The organism is Flavobacterium gossypii (assembly GCF_014138495.1).
Classification (GTDB): domain Bacteria; phylum Bacteroidota; class Bacteroidia; order Flavobacteriales; family Flavobacteriaceae; genus Flavobacterium; species Flavobacterium endophyticum.
The window spans coordinates 75,990-93,052 of the sequence record NZ_JACJIS010000001.1; the positions used below are offsets into that span (position 1 = coordinate 75,990).

Annotated in this window: 21 protein-coding genes; 17 read left to right on the forward strand and 4 right to left on the reverse strand. The window is 37.8% G+C overall.

Annotated elements, in window-relative coordinates; genetic code table 11:
- The first annotated feature begins 167 nt into the window (after positions 1–167).
- The 8 genes from GGR22_RS00335 to GGR22_RS00370 all read left to right on the forward strand — a co-directional run bounded on the left by GGR22_RS00335 (position 168) and on the right by GGR22_RS00370 (position 5,531).
- The gene (locus GGR22_RS00335) at positions 168–872 is read left to right on the forward strand and encodes a hypothetical protein (RefSeq protein ID WP_182492124.1); all 705 of its coding nucleotides are present in this window, start codon (positions 168–170) and stop codon (positions 870–872) included.
- 44 nt (positions 873–916) lie between these two features.
- A complete protein-coding gene (locus GGR22_RS00340) occupies positions 917–1,579 on the forward strand; it encodes a DUF6624 domain-containing protein (protein ID WP_182492125.1) in 663 nt (220 codons plus the stop codon).
- Between the two features lie 14 nt (positions 1,580–1,593).
- Positions 1,594–2,148: a helix-turn-helix domain-containing protein gene (locus GGR22_RS00345; RefSeq protein WP_121374429.1), complete on the forward strand. Its 555-nt coding sequence runs from the start codon at positions 1,594–1,596 to the stop codon at positions 2,146–2,148.
- Between the two features lie 86 nt (positions 2,149–2,234).
- Positions 2,235–3,170, forward strand: a complete 936-nt coding sequence (locus GGR22_RS00350; protein ID WP_182492126.1) for a hypothetical protein — start codon at positions 2,235–2,237, stop codon at positions 3,168–3,170.
- 84 nt (positions 3,171–3,254) lie between these two features.
- The gene (locus tag GGR22_RS00355; protein WP_182492127.1) at positions 3,255–3,692 is read left to right on the forward strand and encodes a DUF1801 domain-containing protein; all 438 of its coding nucleotides are present in this window, start codon (positions 3,255–3,257) and stop codon (positions 3,690–3,692) included.
- A gap of 11 nt (positions 3,693–3,703) precedes the next feature.
- Complete coding sequence (locus GGR22_RS00360; RefSeq protein ID WP_182492128.1) at positions 3,704–4,174, forward strand: DinB family protein; 471 nt, start codon at positions 3,704–3,706, stop codon at positions 4,172–4,174.
- Positions 4,175–4,180: 6 nt separating this feature from the next.
- Positions 4,181–5,209: a serine hydrolase domain-containing protein gene (locus tag GGR22_RS00365; protein ID WP_182492129.1), complete on the forward strand. Its 1,029-nt coding sequence runs from the start codon at positions 4,181–4,183 to the stop codon at positions 5,207–5,209.
- 97 nt (positions 5,210–5,306) lie between these two features.
- Positions 5,307–5,531 (forward strand): hypothetical protein, encoded by a 225-nt coding sequence (locus GGR22_RS00370; RefSeq protein WP_182492130.1) that lies wholly within the window; start codon positions 5,307–5,309, stop codon positions 5,529–5,531.
- A 51-nt stretch (positions 5,532–5,582) separates the two neighbouring features.
- Here the strand turns inward: GGR22_RS00370 and GGR22_RS00375 are convergent, their stop codons facing one another.
- Positions 5,583–6,485, reverse strand: a complete 903-nt coding sequence (locus GGR22_RS00375; protein ID WP_121374435.1) for a magnesium transporter CorA family protein — start codon at positions 6,483–6,485, stop codon at positions 5,583–5,585.
- A 140-nt stretch (positions 6,486–6,625) separates the two neighbouring features.
- On the opposite strand from GGR22_RS00375, the gene GGR22_RS00380 reads away from it, so the two are divergent.
- Entirely contained in the window at positions 6,626–8,635 is a 2,010-nt protein-coding gene (locus GGR22_RS00380) for an ATP-binding protein (RefSeq protein ID WP_182492131.1), read from the forward strand.
- Here GGR22_RS00380 and GGR22_RS00385 read toward each other — a convergent pair whose 3' ends face one another.
- The gene (locus GGR22_RS00385) at positions 8,636–9,598 is read right to left on the reverse strand and encodes a GlxA family transcriptional regulator (RefSeq protein ID WP_121374437.1); all 963 of its coding nucleotides are present in this window, start codon (positions 9,596–9,598) and stop codon (positions 8,636–8,638) included. It abuts the gene before it with no gap.
- Positions 9,599–9,758: 160 nt separating this feature from the next.
- On the opposite strand from GGR22_RS00385, the gene GGR22_RS00390 reads away from it, so the two are divergent.
- Genes GGR22_RS00390 through GGR22_RS00405 form a run of 4 tightly spaced genes read left to right on the forward strand, consistent with a single transcriptional unit; the run spans position 9,759 to position 11,552 of the window.
- On the forward strand, positions 9,759–10,262 hold the full coding sequence (locus GGR22_RS00390; protein WP_182492132.1) for a DinB family protein: 504 nt from the start codon (positions 9,759–9,761) through the stop codon (positions 10,260–10,262).
- A gap of 18 nt (positions 10,263–10,280) precedes the next feature.
- A complete protein-coding gene (locus tag GGR22_RS00395) occupies positions 10,281–10,664 on the forward strand; it encodes a VOC family protein (protein ID WP_182492133.1) in 384 nt (127 codons plus the stop codon).
- A gap of 40 nt (positions 10,665–10,704) precedes the next feature.
- Positions 10,705–11,127, forward strand: a complete 423-nt coding sequence (locus GGR22_RS00400; RefSeq protein ID WP_121374440.1) for a VOC family protein — start codon at positions 10,705–10,707, stop codon at positions 11,125–11,127.
- A gap of 20 nt (positions 11,128–11,147) precedes the next feature.
- Positions 11,148–11,552: a VOC family protein gene (locus GGR22_RS00405; protein ID WP_182492134.1), complete on the forward strand. Its 405-nt coding sequence runs from the start codon at positions 11,148–11,150 to the stop codon at positions 11,550–11,552.
- A 52-nt stretch (positions 11,553–11,604) separates the two neighbouring features.
- On the opposite strand, the gene GGR22_RS00410 is transcribed toward GGR22_RS00405, so the two are convergent.
- On the reverse strand, positions 11,605–12,048 hold the full coding sequence (locus GGR22_RS00410; protein ID WP_182492135.1) for a hypothetical protein: 444 nt from the start codon (positions 12,046–12,048) through the stop codon (positions 11,605–11,607).
- A 244-nt stretch (positions 12,049–12,292) separates the two neighbouring features.
- Positions 12,293–12,988, reverse strand: coding sequence for an SRPBCC family protein (locus GGR22_RS00415; RefSeq protein ID WP_182492136.1), 696 nt, complete (start codon positions 12,986–12,988; stop codon positions 12,293–12,295).
- Between the two features lie 287 nt (positions 12,989–13,275).
- Here GGR22_RS00415 and GGR22_RS00420 point away from each other — a divergent pair, with 287 nt between their 5' ends.
- The 4 genes from GGR22_RS00420 to trpD all read left to right on the forward strand — a co-directional run bounded on the left by GGR22_RS00420 (position 13,276) and on the right by trpD (position 17,061).
- The gene (locus GGR22_RS00420; protein ID WP_182492137.1) at positions 13,276–13,791 is read left to right on the forward strand and encodes a lipocalin-like domain-containing protein; all 516 of its coding nucleotides are present in this window, start codon (positions 13,276–13,278) and stop codon (positions 13,789–13,791) included.
- Between the two features lie 259 nt (positions 13,792–14,050).
- On the forward strand, positions 14,051–15,451 hold the full coding sequence (locus GGR22_RS00425; RefSeq protein ID WP_182492138.1) for an anthranilate synthase component I family protein: 1,401 nt from the start codon (positions 14,051–14,053) through the stop codon (positions 15,449–15,451).
- A gap of 11 nt (positions 15,452–15,462) precedes the next feature.
- Positions 15,463–16,029 (forward strand): anthranilate synthase component II, encoded by a 567-nt coding sequence (locus GGR22_RS00430; RefSeq protein WP_182492139.1) that lies wholly within the window; start codon positions 15,463–15,465, stop codon positions 16,027–16,029.
- A 39-nt stretch (positions 16,030–16,068) separates the two neighbouring features.
- On the forward strand, positions 16,069–17,061 hold the full coding sequence (gene trpD, locus GGR22_RS00435; protein WP_182492140.1) for an anthranilate phosphoribosyltransferase: 993 nt from the start codon (positions 16,069–16,071) through the stop codon (positions 17,059–17,061).
- Positions 17,062–17,063: the final 2 nt, after the last annotated feature.

Consider the following 17,063-nt stretch of genomic DNA (forward strand, 5'->3'; position numbering starts at 1 on the left):
GGTCTTTTTTTTATATATAAAGCACTGGAAAACTTATAGAATAGCGAATAATATTTAAAATTATATATCTCATAAAAGCTAGTGATTTTAAATGGTTCTTTTTGAAAAAAAAGAGTAGATTTGGGAAATTATTACGCTATAAACTTATCTTAAAAACACTTAAATAATTGAAAACAAAAATACTGTATCTCTCAATTTTCTTTTTTACTCAAATTGCAACTTCACAAACTAACATAGGAAACTCAACTTCAGAAGGAGAAAAATTAGTAGCTGAAGCACTAAAAGCTCTCGCCGAAAATAATTTCGGCTTGGCTAAAGAACTTTATATAAAAGCTACTAACATAAATCCTGATAATAAAGATTTGTGGTTTAATCTTGCTGTTGCTGAACTAAATTTAAATGAAAATACCAACGCTTGTGAACATTTATATAAAGCATATTTACTTGATGATAGTGAAGCGGTAAAACTTATCAAAAAATATTGTCCAGATTTTAGAAATGGTACGATAATGTCCTTAAACGAGGTAGATGAAAAGCCAAAATTCATTTATGAAGGAAAAGAATCCCTTTTATTTGATGAAACTAACAACTTAAGTTCGACATATAGAAAAATTTTAGTTGCCGAACTTAAAAAATCTCGAATTTTAAAAGAAAAAGCTAAAGGAAATATAATTATACAGATAAATATAAATAAATATAACGTCTTTGATGGAAAAATAATTAAAGTGGAAGCTGAAGAAAAAGACAAAGAAGCTGTAAAAAAAGAAATTCTATCTATTTTAAGAAATATGGTCACCTATACTTCAGCAAAAAATAAAGGAAACAATGTCGATTTCTGGGAAAAATTTAATCTTCCAATTATTTTAAAGTAATAATGTTCTAGTAGTAGATTAGGTTTATATTAAAAGAATCATTCATGAAACACAAGCTGTTTATCTTCTTTTTTATGGCTTGTTCGATTGCCTTCGGACAAGATGCCACCTTTAACAATATTACCAAGCAGTTGCTAGATATTGATGAGCTAGACCAACGCTATCGAAACCAGATAGAAGAAACTATAGCGCGTTTCGGAAGTGATTCAAAGGAATCAAAAGCATTGTTTAAAAACATGAAGACAACCGATTCACTAAATCTGATTCAAGTCGAAGCTATAATCTATAAACATGGCTGGCTGGGTTCTGATAAGATCGGCAGCCAAGCCAATACGACTTTGTTTATGGTCATACAACACGCGGAACTTCCTGCGCAGATAAAATACCTGCCAATGATGAGAGAAGCTGTAAAAAAAGGAAATGCCAGAGCAAGTTCGCTCGCTCTCTTAGAAGACAGAGTCGCTTTAAAACAAGGAAAAAAACAAATTTATGGAAGCCAGATCAGCTGGAACATGAAGACTAATGAGAGCTTTGTCGCTCCACTTGAAGATCCCGATAATGTAGACCTGCGAAGAGCCGAAGTAGGTTTACCAAATCTACAAGCTTATTTAGCAGAAATGGACATGAAATGGGATGTAGAAAGTTATAAAAAGGAATTGCCAGCAATTGAAGAAACCTTTTTTAAAAAGAAAAATAAAATCGATTAAGTTCAAGACAAGGAATGACAAACAAGGTTTCTATCTATCGACAAAAATTACAGCTGACTCAATCGGAGCTTGCCGAAAAATCAGGAGTATCCTTACGAACAATACAAAGAATAGAATCAGGTAGTCCGCTCAAAGGATTTACCCTAAAGAATCTGGCAAAATCTTTAGACATTGCTCCGGAAGATCTTATAGAAATACCCAAAGCTGAAGCTCCTGAAAACTGGAGCCTAGACAAAGCCAAGCTCATCAACATAACAGCTTTGTCCTTTATAATCTTGCCTTTTGGGAATATTATATTTCCTTCAATTCTGACCTTCAGAAATTCTGGAGCAGAAACAAAAAAAATAGGACGTGAGATTATAGGTTTCCAAATAGTATGGACCATTATTAACTCTTTTCTGCTTATCATAAGTCCGTTTGTGCAAAAACTTCTTTCAACAAAAATCCCTATCATTTTAGTCGTCTTATTGGTTTCCTTGCTGACGAATACCTATATCATCATCAGAAATAGCATAGAACTGAACAAAAACCAAAGACTTTATATTTCACTGAAAAACAATATATTATAAGCCATGACGTAAAAATGGCGCAAAATTGGCGGTAGTTTCTAAGCGAAAAATCAAATTCTTCATCGGAGTATTGCAAAAAAAATCCGATGAAACTTTTAAAAAAAATCACCCTTATTGTAGTTGCAATTATCGTCATGGGCGCCCTATTTGGCCACTTTTATTTTGATCAAAAATTTACTCCCGAAAAAAATGCGTTGACTGTTAGCGGTTCTTCAAGCAGAATTCCTATCGTATGGGAAGATTCAATGACCGCCTTGCTCCTTCCTGTAACCCTAAAAGGCATTCCCGAAAAATTTTATATGCAATTAGATTTGGGGTCGCCTACAACTTTATTTTATACAGCGCCCTTAAAATCAATCCAACAAAAATACGGGCCTAAATTTAACTTTTCCGACAGCCTTTCTCCTATAAAGCTAGGTTTTGAATTAGGAAATATGGAGGTTTCTTCAAACCGATTCAAAATGTTAGAATATGGTGATTCAATACGATGGAACGATTCGGATTCGCCGATTATAATTGGAACTTTGGGAACTGATCTATTGGAAAAAAGAATAACTGTTTTAGATTTTAAAGATAACTACTGTTCTTTTTCTGAATCTATTCCTAACGAGCACAAAAAATACAATTGGTCCGATTTTGAATTTAAAAAAAGACGAATACTGCTTCCTGCGGAAATAGAAAACAAAAAAATCAAAATAATATATGATTCAGGAACTAGCGCATTTGAATTGATTACGAGCAAAAAAAGCTGGGAAAAATATAGAAATAGCGGGCCTATTCTTAAAGGAGAAGGAAATTCCTGGGGTAATAAGCTGACAACTTATACCGCAAAAGCAAATAAGAAAATCCGGATTGGCAATACTAACATTACCTTGTCGGAAGTAACTTATATTGAAGGAACCTCTTTTTTACAGCGTATGCTAATGAAATCTTCCGGAATGGAAGGCATGGCAGGCAATAAAATTTTTATGGGCAAAATACTACTCCTGGATTGTAAAAAACAGAAATTTATGATCTATTAAACCAGACTTTTATAGATTTTTTCTTTACTGTCTTTCTTTTTCTTAATTTCGTCTGTATTAGGAAACTAAAAATTCAGACACTAAATGAAAGCCATCCGAAGCCTACATCCTGATTTTCAAAATCTATTGGAACGTAAGGAGCCAGAATTAATTCATTTATTTCAGGACCTAAGAGCATTAATCTTAGAACTCTATCCTGAAAGCAATGAACTGCTGTATCATACGCATGCGCTGACTTCGGTCTTCTCGATTTCAGAAAAATTATCAGATGCTTTCTGCATGATTCCAATCTATACAAATCATCTCAATCTAGGCTTCAACAAAGGAACTCTACTCGAAGATCCAGATAAATTACTGACAGGAACTGGAAACCTAATACGTCATATTCCGATAAAAACGATTGCTGATTATCAGAACGAAAAAGTAAAGAATTTGATCAAATCGGCAGCAGAATTTGCAATCAATGATATGGACAAGCCTTCAAAAGCAATTGGCAAGACAATTTCAAAAATAAAAAAGTAAGATCAAAAGACATGAACCTCACCCAGCAAATAGCAAAGCACTTTAGAGAAATTCATTTTGGAGGCAACTGGACCTGCTCAAACCTAAAAGAAAATCTGAAAGACATAACTTGGCAACAGGCAACAACAAAAATCCATTCGTTTAATACGATTGCAGCCCTAGTCTATCATATGAATTATTACGTAAGTGCTGTCTTAAAAGTATTGCAAGGAAATCCGCTAGAAGCCAAAGACAAATACAGCTTTGACCATCCTCCTATCCTTTCGCAAGCAGATTGGGAAAAGCTGCTCGACAAAACTTGGGCAGATGCAGAAAACTTTGCAGATTTGATCGAGCAATTGCCAGAAGAAAAACTTTGGGAACATTTTACGGATGAAAAATATGGCAATTATTACAGAAATATCCACGGAATTATTGAGCACACACACTATCATTTGGGCCAAGTTGTCATCTTAAAAAAACTAATTTTAGCGGAACAATAAACAAATATGAAACACCTCTTCCTTCTGGCATTCGCAGTAATTATATTTACATCCTGCACTAGCACTCCCGAAAGCAATATCAAAGAAATAGCAAGCAGCTATCACAAAAAAGGCGCTTTTAACGGAACGCTTTTAGTCGCCAGAGACGGAAAGATTCTTTGCGATACCGTTCTAGGCTATAGCGACCTACAAACAAAAAAGTCCTTAAACGACAGTACCGTTTTTTATATAGCATCGCTTGCTAAACCGTTTACTGCGCTGGCTATCATGCAATTGAAGGAACAGCATAAATTAGAGTATGAAAACCCTATTTCACTATATATTTCCGATCTGCCACCATTTGCACAAAAAATCACCATCCGCCAATTACTTAATCATACTTCGGGAATTCCTGATTATGAAAAAGAAATGGCTCCCGTAAAAAATCTTACCAATACACAGGTCATGCAATGGCTAGGCACAAAAAACAACCTGAACTTTTCGCCAGGAGATAAATTCGAATACAGCAATACAGGGTATATTGTTTTAGCGTTCATAATTGAAAAAATAAGTGGTAAATCCTATGCCGATTTTTTAAAAGAAGCTGTCTTTCATCCATTGAATCTAAAAAGAACTATCGTTTATGATACTACAAAACCAACCATTACCAACAGGGCAATCGGTTACAACATAGACAAAAAACTTGATGATTATTCGATTCTGACCACTGGCGACGGAAGTATTTTTTCAACTGCAAAAGATTTGTTTGCTTGGGAAGAGGCACTTTACGGCCAAAAGCTGCTCAGTAAAAAGGAAATGGAAAATGCTTATCAGCCGGCAAAACTAAATGACGGAAGCATTTCAAATTATGGTTTCGGCTGGAACATACAAGAAAAAGAAGGGCATACAATAGTTAGCCACACTGGTGGCTTAAACGGCTATAGAGCCTGCATTTGGAGAAACCTTCATGAGAAAACTGTGATCATTGTGTTGACAAACCAAGGCGATGCTTTTCCGCTACAGCAATTTATGCAAGAGATTGAAAACGAGTTATAACCGTGCATATTTCAATTTCATAATCTTTTGAAGGAATCATATAACACAAAAAATCCACTGGCTTGCTAAATTTGATTTTCTTTCAATAAGAACTTTTATGGAAGATAATAAAGAAAATCAAAAAAACACTGTGAAGACAGACAACGGCAAAGCTTCCGGTGAAAAATATATTCATGTTTCTGAGATTCCTACGCAAAAATTGGATGACGATAAGGATTTCCGAGACAGCCTAAAAAACAAGCGCGACAGCGCAATTGATCCTAAACCAAAAGAATCACAGCCAGAGACTGGAAAGGACAATGAAACTATGGGAATACCATAAACAAATTTGAGTTTAGTTATGAGGCGGAAGGTAATACTTCCGCCTTTTTTGTTACAGCCACTTTTTTCTCCTGAACCAGATAAAAATAATTACCGAAACAATGACCATGGCCAATAAGGCAAGCGGGTATCCTAGCCTTTCATCAAGCTCAGGCATAAACTTAAAATTCATCCCATAAATACCTGCAATAAAAGTCAAGGGCATAAAAAAGACAGAAAAAATAGTCAGGATTTTCATCACGTCGTTTGTTTTTCGGGCAGATAAAGAAAGGTAGATATTTAATAGATTATTTGCGTCATCCTGCACCTGTCCGTAAAGCGTAAGCAGCTTGATATGTAAGTCTCGGACATCCTGTAATGCCGGAAGATCCTTCTCTTCTACTTTCACCGAATTTACGACTTCATTTGTCAACAGCAGCAATTTCTTGCAGAGTCCCGTCTTTCTTTTCAGGTAATACATCCCTTCAATCATGTCTGCAGGAATATTTTTTTTGAGAAATACTTTCGATTCATAGTAATCTATCTTCTCCGAAAGCCGTATTGCGGGAACTTCGTACGAATGCAAAGTTTCCCAAATAATCTTTACTGCCATGCCACCGGTCGTTTTTAGTTTACCCGTATCCATACAAGTTTTGCGTATTTCTTCCATGATCGGCTGGGCAGATCGGTGAATCGTGATGATAAAATTAGAATTATAAAAAACGGCAATCTTGCTGCTAAGCTCTCGGATTGTCTGCTCGTGTTCATGAGAATGCTGCAAAATCCTGACGATAAAAAAGTGCGTATTGTTATGCTCTTCGTATTTAGGAAGATGGTCTGGATCAAGACTGTCCATCAAAGTATAAGGATTTAAATCATATATTTCGCTGACTTTTTCGAGCTCTTCTTTTGTTGGATTTGTAATATCGGTCCAGACAATATCCGTATCTGAAAATTTGCAGGTTTCTACAGCCATAGCCTTATTCTTTTAATTATCTCAAATTTAAGGTAATATTTGGGAACATATTCTGAAAGAATAGCAAAATTTTTGCATTCTTCTGCTTATGAATTTAAGATTTTCTTAACTTTGTTGTACCCTCTAACTCTGACATTACTATGCCGGCATCCAAAAACTATTCTGCTATCGAAAAAATCATAGCATCGGCACACGAGCCTATGCTTTTGCTTGATAAGGCGTTAAAAGTAGTATATTCCAATGTTGCGTTCAATAACAAATTCAGCTTGTCAGAGCCTGATAGCGACGGGAGAAGGTCTTTTCTGGAAATAAGACATGACACTTTTGATATTACTACTCTGTCCAAGCTTCTTTTAGAAACTCTGGAAACAAAAGGAACTATCCAAAATTACGAACTCCGGTATGCCAAAAATTCAGAGAACAGCAAATTACTGCTGAATATTGATTCCATCGAATTGTCAGAAGAAACATTCCTTCTTTTGGCCGTGAATGATATCAGCAGCGAGGCCGAACAACTGCAGTCGTTTCTCCAATCTGTGCTAAATTCTACAAACTATGGAATTGCAAGCTATGAAGCCGTATATCAAAAAGACGGCACGATTGGCGACTTCAAGATTTCGTATACGAATCCAGAAGTACCCAGAAACTTCGGACTTGAGCCAGGACAAGTAATCGGAAAGACATGCCGAGAAGTCTATCCTGGAATCTTTGAAAACGGAATCTTTGAAAGAATGGCCGCTTGTATGGAAACGGGAATTCCTGATAGTTACGAAATTTCTGTTGAGCATAACAATACTACTATATGGTTCAATGCCACGATCGAAAAAGTAGGCAATTCTGTTGCCGTAACCTCAAAAAACATAACTCAAGAAAAAACTGCTGCCCTAGAAATCGAAGGCATCAATTCGCTTCTTTTAAATAAGAACAAGGAGCTCGAACAGCAACTGCTTACGGAATTTTCGGAAAGCTTTTACTCCTATGGAAGCGGTCAGGATTTTTTCAACTCCCTACTGCTTGAAATAGCCGCTAAAACAAAGATGGACTATGTGCTTCTTGGCGAAGTCATTACAGAAGAATCAGGAGAAGAGTGTATCAAAAGCGTTTCTGTAATAGCTTTTGGAAAGGTTACGGATAATTTCAAATACCTCTTAAAAGGCGGTCCTTGTGAAGAAGTCATAAAAGGAAACAACACGCATTATCCTAACAATAGCCAAAAACTCTTTCCTGATAGCAGGACATTAGCAGAGCTAAATGCCGAAGGTTATATTGCCCATCCGTTGATTAGTTCATCGGGAAAAATAATCGGCCTAATAGCCGTGCTGCACCAAACCGAGATATGCGACATATCGTATATCGAATCGCTGTTGAAAATAGCTGCCAAGAGAAGCGAGATGGAATTTGAGCGCCTCCAGAATGAAAAGCTTTTGGAGATGAAAAACAAAGAGCTGGAAAGACAGAATATCGAACTGGCTTCCTTTGCTTATATTTCTTCTCATGACTTGCAAGAGCCGCTCCGTAAAATACAGCTGTTTGCCAGCCGTATCCTATTTCGTGAAAAGTCTAATTTCAGCGAGTCTTCGCTTGGTTATTTCCAAAGCATCACGAATGCGGCGAATCGTATGCAGAACTTAATCGAATCATTGCTCAACTATTCAAGCATGGATGCTTCTGAGATTCATTTAGTTCCTACCGATCTGAATGTCGTAATTGACGAGATAAAAAATAACATGATCGATATTATTGAGAAAAGGAATGCCCGCATTGAAGTAGCCAAATTGCCTACGCTTCCTGTAATTCCGATTCAGTTTCAGCAGCTTTTGACTAATTTAATTTCTAACGGCATAAAATACAGCCGAGAAGACATCGACCCTGTCATAAAGATAAATGCTGAAATAGTTTCTTTAGAAGAATTTGCCGGAAAGCAATTCTGGAAAATAAATATTGAAGACAACGGAATCGGATTCCAGCAAGAATACGAAGAAAAAATCTTCGAACTATTTAAAAGGCTACATGGCAAAACCGACTATGAAGGCACTGGAATCGGCCTTGCCATATGCAAAAAGATTGTTCAAAAGCACGACGGGTTTATTCGCGCCATAGGCACGCCTGGCGTCGGGGCACAATTTTTAGTATACCTTCCCGTAAAATAATCAGGCAACAAGATTGTTGAACTTTTCTCTATAAGCCGTCGGAGTCATTCCTACATTTTTCTTGAATAGGCTTCGGAATGATTTCAAATCGTTGTAGCCCGACTCAAACATTACTTCCATAACGCTCTGCCTTGAATGTTCTAGCATCTGCTTTGCGGCTTCAATTCTAGTCTTCTGCAGGTATTCAATCGGCGTAATGCCTGTCACCTGCTTGAATCGCCTTACCAAATTTCTCCTACTGGCTGGAACATCCGTAATAATTTCTTCAATTGTATTTGCCTCTCTAAAATTTTTCTTGATGACATCTTGCGCCTGCTTCACCAGATCATCGCCATGGTCTTCGGCTGGAGTAAAAGTCCCGAAATAGGTCTGCTGGTTTCTGTCAAGATCGATAGAAAATATCTTGGCGGTTTTCACAGCCATCTTTCTGCTGCAGAAGTTTTCGATAAGACGCATCATCAAGTGAAAACTATTCGTGGCGCCTCCGCTTGTATACACCCTATCTTCTTCGGTAACCACGGCATCTACTTTCAGGTCAACCGCCGGAAAGGCATTCGCAAAAGCATATTCTGCATTGATGTGGGTTGTTGCAGGCTTGTTATCCAGCAAGCCTGTAGAAGCCAAAAGAAAAGCGCCCGTGCAGAAACTGGCTATCGAGGCTCCTTTTTCATACTGCTCCCGCAACCAGACAATCCAATGTCGGTTCAAGGTAACGGCTCTCGGAATAATATCCTGCTTGAATGCCGGAATGAGCAAAATATCATATACTGTATCTGAATCCGGCTGCCGCAAGTTATATTCAGAATACGTCTGTGCTACCTCTTCCATATGGAGAAGGCTGATGTCAAAATAAGGCTGAAGATTGTCTTGCAGATAAAATCTGTTGACGGTTTCAAAGACGTCTAGCATCGCTGCAACGCTCAAAAGCCTGTGTTCTTGTGTAAGCAAAATACCTAGTTTCATAGCTAATTTTTTAGGAAGAACAAATATAAAATATTTTGTCTTAAATCCCCCCTCATAATGACTTTAACCCACACCTTTTATGCTTATTTTTTGAATTAATTTTATCAAACCTTATAAAAGAAGGAATTTAATTCAATTTTTAATACTAAAAAATATCAATATGAAAATCAAGCCCACAAGTAGCAGGATGTTTTCTTTGCTTGTCTTATACGACATGCAGACGCTTTTTTTCGAGAGAGCTTTAGAGAAAATTTCGGATGAAGATGCCCATAAAAGATTAGACACCAAAGCCAACCACATTGCTTGGTTGGCAGGAAGCTTGGTACAGCAACGCTACGAAGTCGCAAACCTATTAGGCTATACAGAAAAGCAACAAGCGGAGAGCTTATTTAAGGATGGTAAAGGCATACAAGACAATGTACAATATCCGCCTTTATCGCAATTCTTACAGGACTGGAACAAAATCAGTCCAATATTGCAGGAGCTATTGTCTAAAGTAACCGATGAAAAGCTAGATGAAAAATTTGAAATGATGCAAGGAATGGTAATGTCTCATTACGAACTAATCACTTTCGTTATCTACCGCGAAGCAAACTGCATAGGCCAGATAGCACTATGGAGAAGACTTTTAGGCTATGATGCCCTACGATATGATGATATGTAAATCTTTAAAACAATAGCCATGTTACATAAAAGCAAAGCATTCAGCGGTTTCTCTGTCGATGACAGTAAAAAAGCCAAAAAATTTTACGGCGAGATCTTAGGATTGGAAGTAGAAGAAGATCCGGAAATGGAAGGAATAGTAACGCTAAAAATAACGGCCGGCACTTCGATACTAATCTATCCGAAAGAAAACCACGAGCCCGCCACATTTACGATTCTTAATTTTCCAGTGCCTGATATCGAGAAGGCAGTAGAAGAGCTTTCTAAAAAAGGCATACAATTCGAACACTATGTTATTGACGGCACGCCAACCGATGAAAAGGGAATCTTTAGAGGCGGCGGTCCGTTGATTGCTTGGTTCAAAGACCCGGCAGGAAATATACTTTCAGTATTAGAAGAATAAAACAATTTCAATCAATTACGAACAATTAAATTAAATCAAAATGGCAACGATTAACACGTATTTAAATTTTAATGGCAACACAGAAGATGCCTTTAATTTCTACAAGGCAGCTTTTGGCGGCGACTTCGCAGTAATAATGAGATTTGGAGATACTCCTGGATGCGAAGAAATGCCTGAGACAGACAAAAACAAAATCATGCATATCGCCCTTCCAATCGGTGGCAATATGCTTATGGGAACGGATGTTCCGGAAACGATGGAACAAGTCAAAAACGGAACCAGTATGTCCATTTCAATCAATACCGATTCTGAACAGCAGACGAGAGACTTGTTTGCAAAACTTTCTGAAGGAGGCAAAATACAAATGCCGCTAGACGATATGTTCTGGGGTGCCTTATATGGCATGTTTACCGACAAATTTGGCATCCAATGGATGATCAATTATGAGTATGAGAAAAAGTAATAAATAAAAAAAAGAGAACTATGACAACACAAATTTTTGTAAACCTTCCCGTAAAAAACCTGAACAAATCGATTGAATTTTTCACAAAGCTAGGCTATACTTTTAACCTGCAGTTTACCGATGAAAATGCGACCTGCATGATTATCAGCGACACTATTTTCGTAATGTTGGTAACCGAGCCTTTTTTCCTGAATTTCACCAAAAAAGAAATCTGTGATACTTCTAAATATACAGAATCCATCATCTGCCTTTCTGCAGAAAGCCGCGAAGCCGTAGACGATATGGTGAAGAAAGCAATAGCAGCAGGCGGTTCTGCACCAAATGACAAGCAGGATCATGGCTGGATGTACGGCCACGGTTTCCAAGACCTAGACGGACATCTTTGGGAAATAGCGTATATGGACGAAAGCGCCATGCCGCAATAAGCAAGCAACCTATTTAAGACCAATCATACACGGCCAAAAGCCGTGTTTTTTTTTATTGGAAAAGGCCAAACAGCCTATAAATAACAATAACCGATAAAGCAAACAAAATATAAGTCGCAAAAAGTGGCAGGTAGTATTCTTTAAAACGCACTTTGGAAACTACAGAAAACTTAAAAAGAAAATACCAGCAGCCGACGGCCGCAAGGCCAGTGATAATTCCAAAAATAAGACCACTGAACCAAGTAGGATCAATATCCGTATGCGTCCAGATATAATGATAGCACAAGACGATAAAAAGTCCGGATAGATAGCGGAAAGCTTGTTCCCAAACTTTCTTACGTTCAAGAGTAACATTGCTTCCTATCCTTGACAAGATAAGGCCCAATACCAAAGGTTCCTTAAAAATTTGGCCGAACCGTTCCGAAACATACTGGCTGAATAATAGGGTAATATTTGTAGCCGCAAAAGCAGCAACGCAGATTTTTAGAAGTTCCATTTGAAATAATTTAGTAAAGTTTGTTGATCTATTTATAATTTTATATAAAACTTAAGGATAATTATATAATCGATTTTAGGTTTTGCAATCGTAACTTTGGAATAATAAGAATTGGAAAATCTATTAAAATAGCCGATAATAAAAATCATCTAAAATTTCAATTCAAGAACTCTTGATTTGTATTTATTTTTTGAGGTTTATTATTTGTTTTGGAATCCCCATCATTTTCATGATGGGGATTTTATTAAAAGGATATGGGAAGCAAATCGTAAGGCTGTTGGTTCTCAATATATTCTTTAAACCTTTTGATATCATTTTCTATCATATTTTCAAAAATAGGATTCAATACCTTGGCTGCCGTCTCTCCTATTTTTCCAAGCGGAACTTGATACGAAATCATGACTTGCATCTTTGTGCCTGATTTTCCATTATCATAAAATTGGACTTTCCCTATATTGTGGATAATAGAATCTGAAAACGAACGCCAACTGATTTCCTTATTTTCTTCATCTTTAATAATCGCTGCTTTCCATGTAAGCTGCCCGATATTTCCCGGAATCTTTACTTTCCATTCCGAAGTTTCTTCATCTAAGAGTACTGCGCTTTCGAGATGTTCCATAAATAAAGGCAGGTTTTCTAAATCGCGCCAAAACCCATACACCTGAGAAACAGGCCTATCGATATTCATCTGGATCTTGATGTTGATAATCGGAGTCTTTTCGACTTTTGCTTTGTTTAAGGTATCATAGCCAGGGCAATATCCTGTGGCTCCTCTAAAAATCATAAATCCTGCCAATAAAGCTCCAGGCATACTTTTGGGCTTTTTCGCAATGGCATCATAGAGCAATACAGAGCCCGACAAAACAGAAACGACTCTTTCGGTTGTTCCCATATTCGTTTCCAAATTAGATACGCGGTAAAGGATTTCTTGTGCTTTCATTTTCAATAATTTAGTACTTCTTCACATATAAATTTAGAGCTAAAAATTGAATTCCGTCTTATTTCTTATTGGCATTTAACCAAGTTTTAACGTGCTGTTTTTCAAAGCACTATTAATTTCGTGTTTTTTAAAGTTTACACCGCTATATTCTTAAATAATTAACATTTATTAACATAAATTAAAAATCATATAACTTTTATTAGCAATAATGTAAACAATTAACAGTAGGTAATTTTGACATTTGTAAAAATGCTAGTACAATTAACTAAACCAAAAAAACACAAGTTATGAAAAAAGGAAAATTTTTAGCTATGGCAATCCTATCCATCAGCTTAGGAGCTTGCTCAAGTGATGATGATTCGAACAACAACAATTCGGGAGCTATCGCTGGAACGTATGATCTGACAGAGTTCAACACAGGAGCGGCAACAGATTTTAACGAAGACGGAACAGAATCCACAAACCAGATGGATGAAAGCAACTGCTATGACGATAGAAAAATCAGTTTTAATTCGGACAATACGTTTACGTATGAAATCGATTATATCCTGATTGATACCAATACCGGAGTAGCCGTATGTGCACAAAACGACGTAACAGGAACATGGACAGCGAGTAACAATACCATAACGGTTACTTACGAGCAAGAAGATGGTACAGACGTGACCTTAAATTTTGCCAGATCCAACAATGGCAACACCTTGACACAAACCACTGTCTTGACAACGTATCCTGACCGCGATGGCGATGGCGTTCCATTCAATAGAGCCGGTAGTGTCGAACTAGTATTTGATAAACGATAATACTCCAAAAAAACTAGAGCTGCTTCCATTACGGAAGCAGTTCTTTTTTAAATTTAAGCCAAAGTATAGGCCGTATTAAAAAAACATTTATACATTTGCCACAATAATCATTCACATGAACTGCATTTTAAACAATACTTGGTGGTGGAATAACTTACGTCGAACTTCGTGAGCGAATCCTGCTATCTGTATTTTTTAAATCCAAATATTTAAGGCTTGTCATCACGACAAGCCTTTTTTTATTCCCAAAACTGAACATATGAAAATGTATAAATTACACTCAAAACACAAGCAAATCTTGGCAGACACCATAACGCCAGTAAGCGTTTATCTGAAAATAAGAGATAAATTTTCAAACAGCCTTTTATTAGAAAGCAGCGATTACCATGGCGGCGATAACAGCTTTTCGTATATCTGCTGCAATCCTATCGCTTCCATAAAAATAGCGGGTAATAATATCCTGAAGACTTATCCCGACGGAAGCTCTCACGAAATACAAATCGAGAATACAACCGAAGTTGCTCAGGCCATCCAAGACTTTGCTTCGCAGTTTGAAGAAGAAAAAAACAACTTCAAGTTCATCAACAACGGCTTGTTTGGCTATATCGGATACGATGCCGTACGTCATTTCGAAAAGATTACGATCAGCCCAAAGCCAGACGGTCAGGAAATTCCCGACATCTATTATGCCATCTACCAAAACATCATCGCCATCAATCATTATAAAAATGAAGCTTATATCTTTTGCCACAGCCTGGACGGCAGGGACAATATTTCCGAAATCGAACAGCTGCTGTTGGCCAAGAATTTTGCTTCCTATTCCTTTTCCAAGCAAGGAAAACCTTCTTCAAACCTGACCGATAGTACATTTAAGGAAAACGTGGCATTGGCAAAAAAACACTGCCATCGCGGCGATGTATTTCAACTTGTGTTATCACGACGCTTTACGCAAAATTTCAAAGGCGACGAATTTAATGTCTATAGAGCTTTGAGAAACATCAATCCTTCACCCTATCTCTTCTTTTTTGACTATGGCAATTTCAAAATCTTCGGCTCGTCCCCAGAGGCACAATTAATCGTCAAAAACCGCAAGGCCGAAATCCATCCCATTGCGGGAACTTTCAAAAGAACTGGAAATGATGAGCTAGATGCCGTCCTAGCCAAAAAACTTTCCGAAGACAAAAAAGAAAACAGCGAACATGTCATGCTTGTCGATCTTGCCCGAAATGACTTGAGCCGAAATTGCCACAGCGTTCAAGTGGAAAAGTACAAGGAAGTACAATTCTTCTCCCACGTCATCCATCTCGTTTCAAAAGTAACCGGAACAGTAAAAGAAAAATCAAGCACCATGAGTTTGGTAGCCAGCACTTTTCCAGCCGGTACCTTAAGCGGCGCTCCAAAGCACAAAGCCCTCCAGCTTATTGAGAAAATTGAAAAAACGAACCGCGGATTTTACGGCGGAGCCATTGGATTTATGGATTTTAAAAGCAATTTTAACCATGCCATCATGATACGCACTTTCTTGAGCAAAGACCATCAGCTCCATTATCAAGCAGGAGCCGGAATCGTAGAAAGTTCCGACGAAGAAAGCGAAATGCAGGAAGTATACAACAAATTGGGAGCGCTGACCAAAGCATTGGATCTGGCCGAAAACATCTAAAAATCAAGGAAATGAAAATAGTTATCATCGACAATTACGACAGTTTTACCTACAACCTTGTCCATTATCTAGAAGAATTATCAGGAGAAGTAACTGTGCTCCGAAATGATGAATTTGAAATCGAAGAACTGCAAGCTTTTGATAAAATATTACTCTCTCCTGGCCCTGGAATTCCAGACGAAGCGGGTCTCCTAAAACAAGTCATCAGCCACTATGCCGAAACCAAAAGCATATTGGGAATCTGTCTCGGTCAGCAAGCCATTGGAGAAGTTTATGACGGAAGCTTAATTAACTTAGATAAAGTTTTTCATGGCATTTCATCTAAAGTAAAAACTTCAGTAAAAGACGAAACGCTTTTTAATTCAATTCCAGAAGAATTTGAAGTCGGCCGCTATCATTCTTGGGTCATTTCAGCAGAAAATTTTCCCGATGAATTAGAAATAACGTCTACTGATGAAAACGGACAAATCATGTCGTTAAGGCATCGAAAATTCGATATAAAAGGCGTACAGTTTCATCCCGAAAGCGTCCTGACGCCGTATGGAAAAAAAATCCTAAAAAATTGGCTCGACAGTTAAAAGCAACAATTAGTCCATGTCAATTTAAAAATAGAAACAATGAAAATCATACTCAACAGGCTCATAAGTCACGAAACCCTATCCAAAGAAGAAGCCAAATCTGTGCTGGTAGCCATTTCTTCGGGACACTACAATCCGAGCCAGATTTCGGCTTTCCTAACCGTATTTATGATGCGGAGCATTACGATAGACGAATTATCCGGTTTTAGAGAAGCACTATTAGAACTCTGCATTCCGATTGATTTTTCCGATTATAATACGGTTGATTTATGCGGCACAGGCGGCGACGGAAAAGACACCTTCAACATCTCTACCCTAGCTTCTTTTGTAACGGCAGGTGCCGGAATTAAAGTCGCGAAGCACGGAAATTATGGTGTTTCCTCGATTTCCGGTTCTAGTAACGTGATGGAAAATCTCGGCATAAAATTCAGCAATGATGCTGTTTTTTTAAGACGATGCCTCGAAGAAGCAAATATTTCCATCCTTCATGCCCCGCTCTTCCATCCCGCTATGAAAAATGTAGGCCCGATCCGCAGGGAGCTGGGTATCAAGACTTTTTTCAACATGCTAGGCCCTATGGTAAATCCGTCATTTCCGAGAAATCAGACCGTCGGCGTTTTTAGCTTAGAGTTGGCTCGGATGTATGCCTATTTATACCAAAATACCGACGTAAACTATACCATCTTGCATTCCCTTGAAGGCTACGACGAAATTTCGTTGACGGGCGATGCAAAAATCATCGGCAAGGCTTCCGAAACCATTATCGGTCCCAAAAATTTCAGCCTGCACGCACTGAATCCTGACACTATAAAAGGAGGTGCTACTGTCGAAGCAGCAGCACAGCTGTTCCATGAGATTATTTCCGGAAACGGAACAGAAGCCCAAAACCAAGTCGTCTGCGCCAATGCTGCTGTAGCAATCAGCACTGTAGAAAACAATTCGCTGGCGGAGGCCTATCACAAAGCCGAAGAGAGCCTCAAAAGCGGAAAAGCCTTAGAAAAATTAAAAAAACTGCAACACTTAAGCCGATAGCC

Excerpts from the sequence above, each read along its gene's own strand:
- GGR22_RS00430 (WP_182492139.1), top strand. The coding sequence starts at position 15,463 with ATGAAAATAGTTATCATCGACAATTACGACAGTTTTACCTACAACCTT.
- trpD (WP_182492140.1), top strand. The coding sequence starts at position 16,069 with ATGAAAATCATACTCAACAGGCTCATAAGTCACGAAACCCTATCCAAA.
- GGR22_RS00355 (WP_182492127.1), top strand. The coding sequence starts at position 3,255 with ATGAAAGCCATCCGAAGCCTACATCCTGATTTTCAAAATCTATTGGAA.
- GGR22_RS00365 (WP_182492129.1), top strand. The coding sequence starts at position 4,181 with ATGAAACACCTCTTCCTTCTGGCATTCGCAGTAATTATATTTACATCC.
- GGR22_RS00375 (WP_121374435.1), bottom strand. The coding sequence starts at position 6,485 with ATGGCTGTAGAAACCTGCAAATTTTCAGATACGGATATTGTCTGGACC.
- GGR22_RS00345 (WP_121374429.1), top strand. The coding sequence starts at position 1,594 with ATGACAAACAAGGTTTCTATCTATCGACAAAAATTACAGCTGACTCAA.
- GGR22_RS00420 (WP_182492137.1), top strand. The coding sequence starts at position 13,276 with ATGAAAAAAGGAAAATTTTTAGCTATGGCAATCCTATCCATCAGCTTA.
- GGR22_RS00370 (WP_182492130.1), top strand. The coding sequence starts at position 5,307 with ATGGAAGATAATAAAGAAAATCAAAAAAACACTGTGAAGACAGACAAC.
- GGR22_RS00360 (WP_182492128.1), top strand. The coding sequence starts at position 3,704 with ATGAACCTCACCCAGCAAATAGCAAAGCACTTTAGAGAAATTCATTTT.
- GGR22_RS00340 (WP_182492125.1), top strand. The coding sequence starts at position 917 with ATGAAACACAAGCTGTTTATCTTCTTTTTTATGGCTTGTTCGATTGCC.
- GGR22_RS00385 (WP_121374437.1), bottom strand. The coding sequence starts at position 9,598 with ATGAAACTAGGTATTTTGCTTACACAAGAACACAGGCTTTTGAGCGTT.
- GGR22_RS00380 (WP_182492131.1), top strand. The coding sequence starts at position 6,626 with ATGCCGGCATCCAAAAACTATTCTGCTATCGAAAAAATCATAGCATCG.
- GGR22_RS00425 (WP_182492138.1), top strand. The coding sequence starts at position 14,051 with ATGAAAATGTATAAATTACACTCAAAACACAAGCAAATCTTGGCAGAC.
- GGR22_RS00390 (WP_182492132.1), top strand. The coding sequence starts at position 9,759 with ATGAAAATCAAGCCCACAAGTAGCAGGATGTTTTCTTTGCTTGTCTTA.
- GGR22_RS00415 (WP_182492136.1), bottom strand. The coding sequence starts at position 12,988 with ATGAAAGCACAAGAAATCCTTTACCGCGTATCTAATTTGGAAACGAAT.
- GGR22_RS00400 (WP_121374440.1), top strand. The coding sequence starts at position 10,705 with ATGGCAACGATTAACACGTATTTAAATTTTAATGGCAACACAGAAGAT.
- GGR22_RS00405 (WP_182492134.1), top strand. The coding sequence starts at position 11,148 with ATGACAACACAAATTTTTGTAAACCTTCCCGTAAAAAACCTGAACAAA.
- GGR22_RS00410 (WP_182492135.1), bottom strand. The coding sequence starts at position 12,048 with ATGGAACTTCTAAAAATCTGCGTTGCTGCTTTTGCGGCTACAAATATT.
- GGR22_RS00350 (WP_182492126.1), top strand. The coding sequence starts at position 2,235 with ATGAAACTTTTAAAAAAAATCACCCTTATTGTAGTTGCAATTATCGTC.
- GGR22_RS00395 (WP_182492133.1), top strand. The coding sequence starts at position 10,281 with ATGTTACATAAAAGCAAAGCATTCAGCGGTTTCTCTGTCGATGACAGT.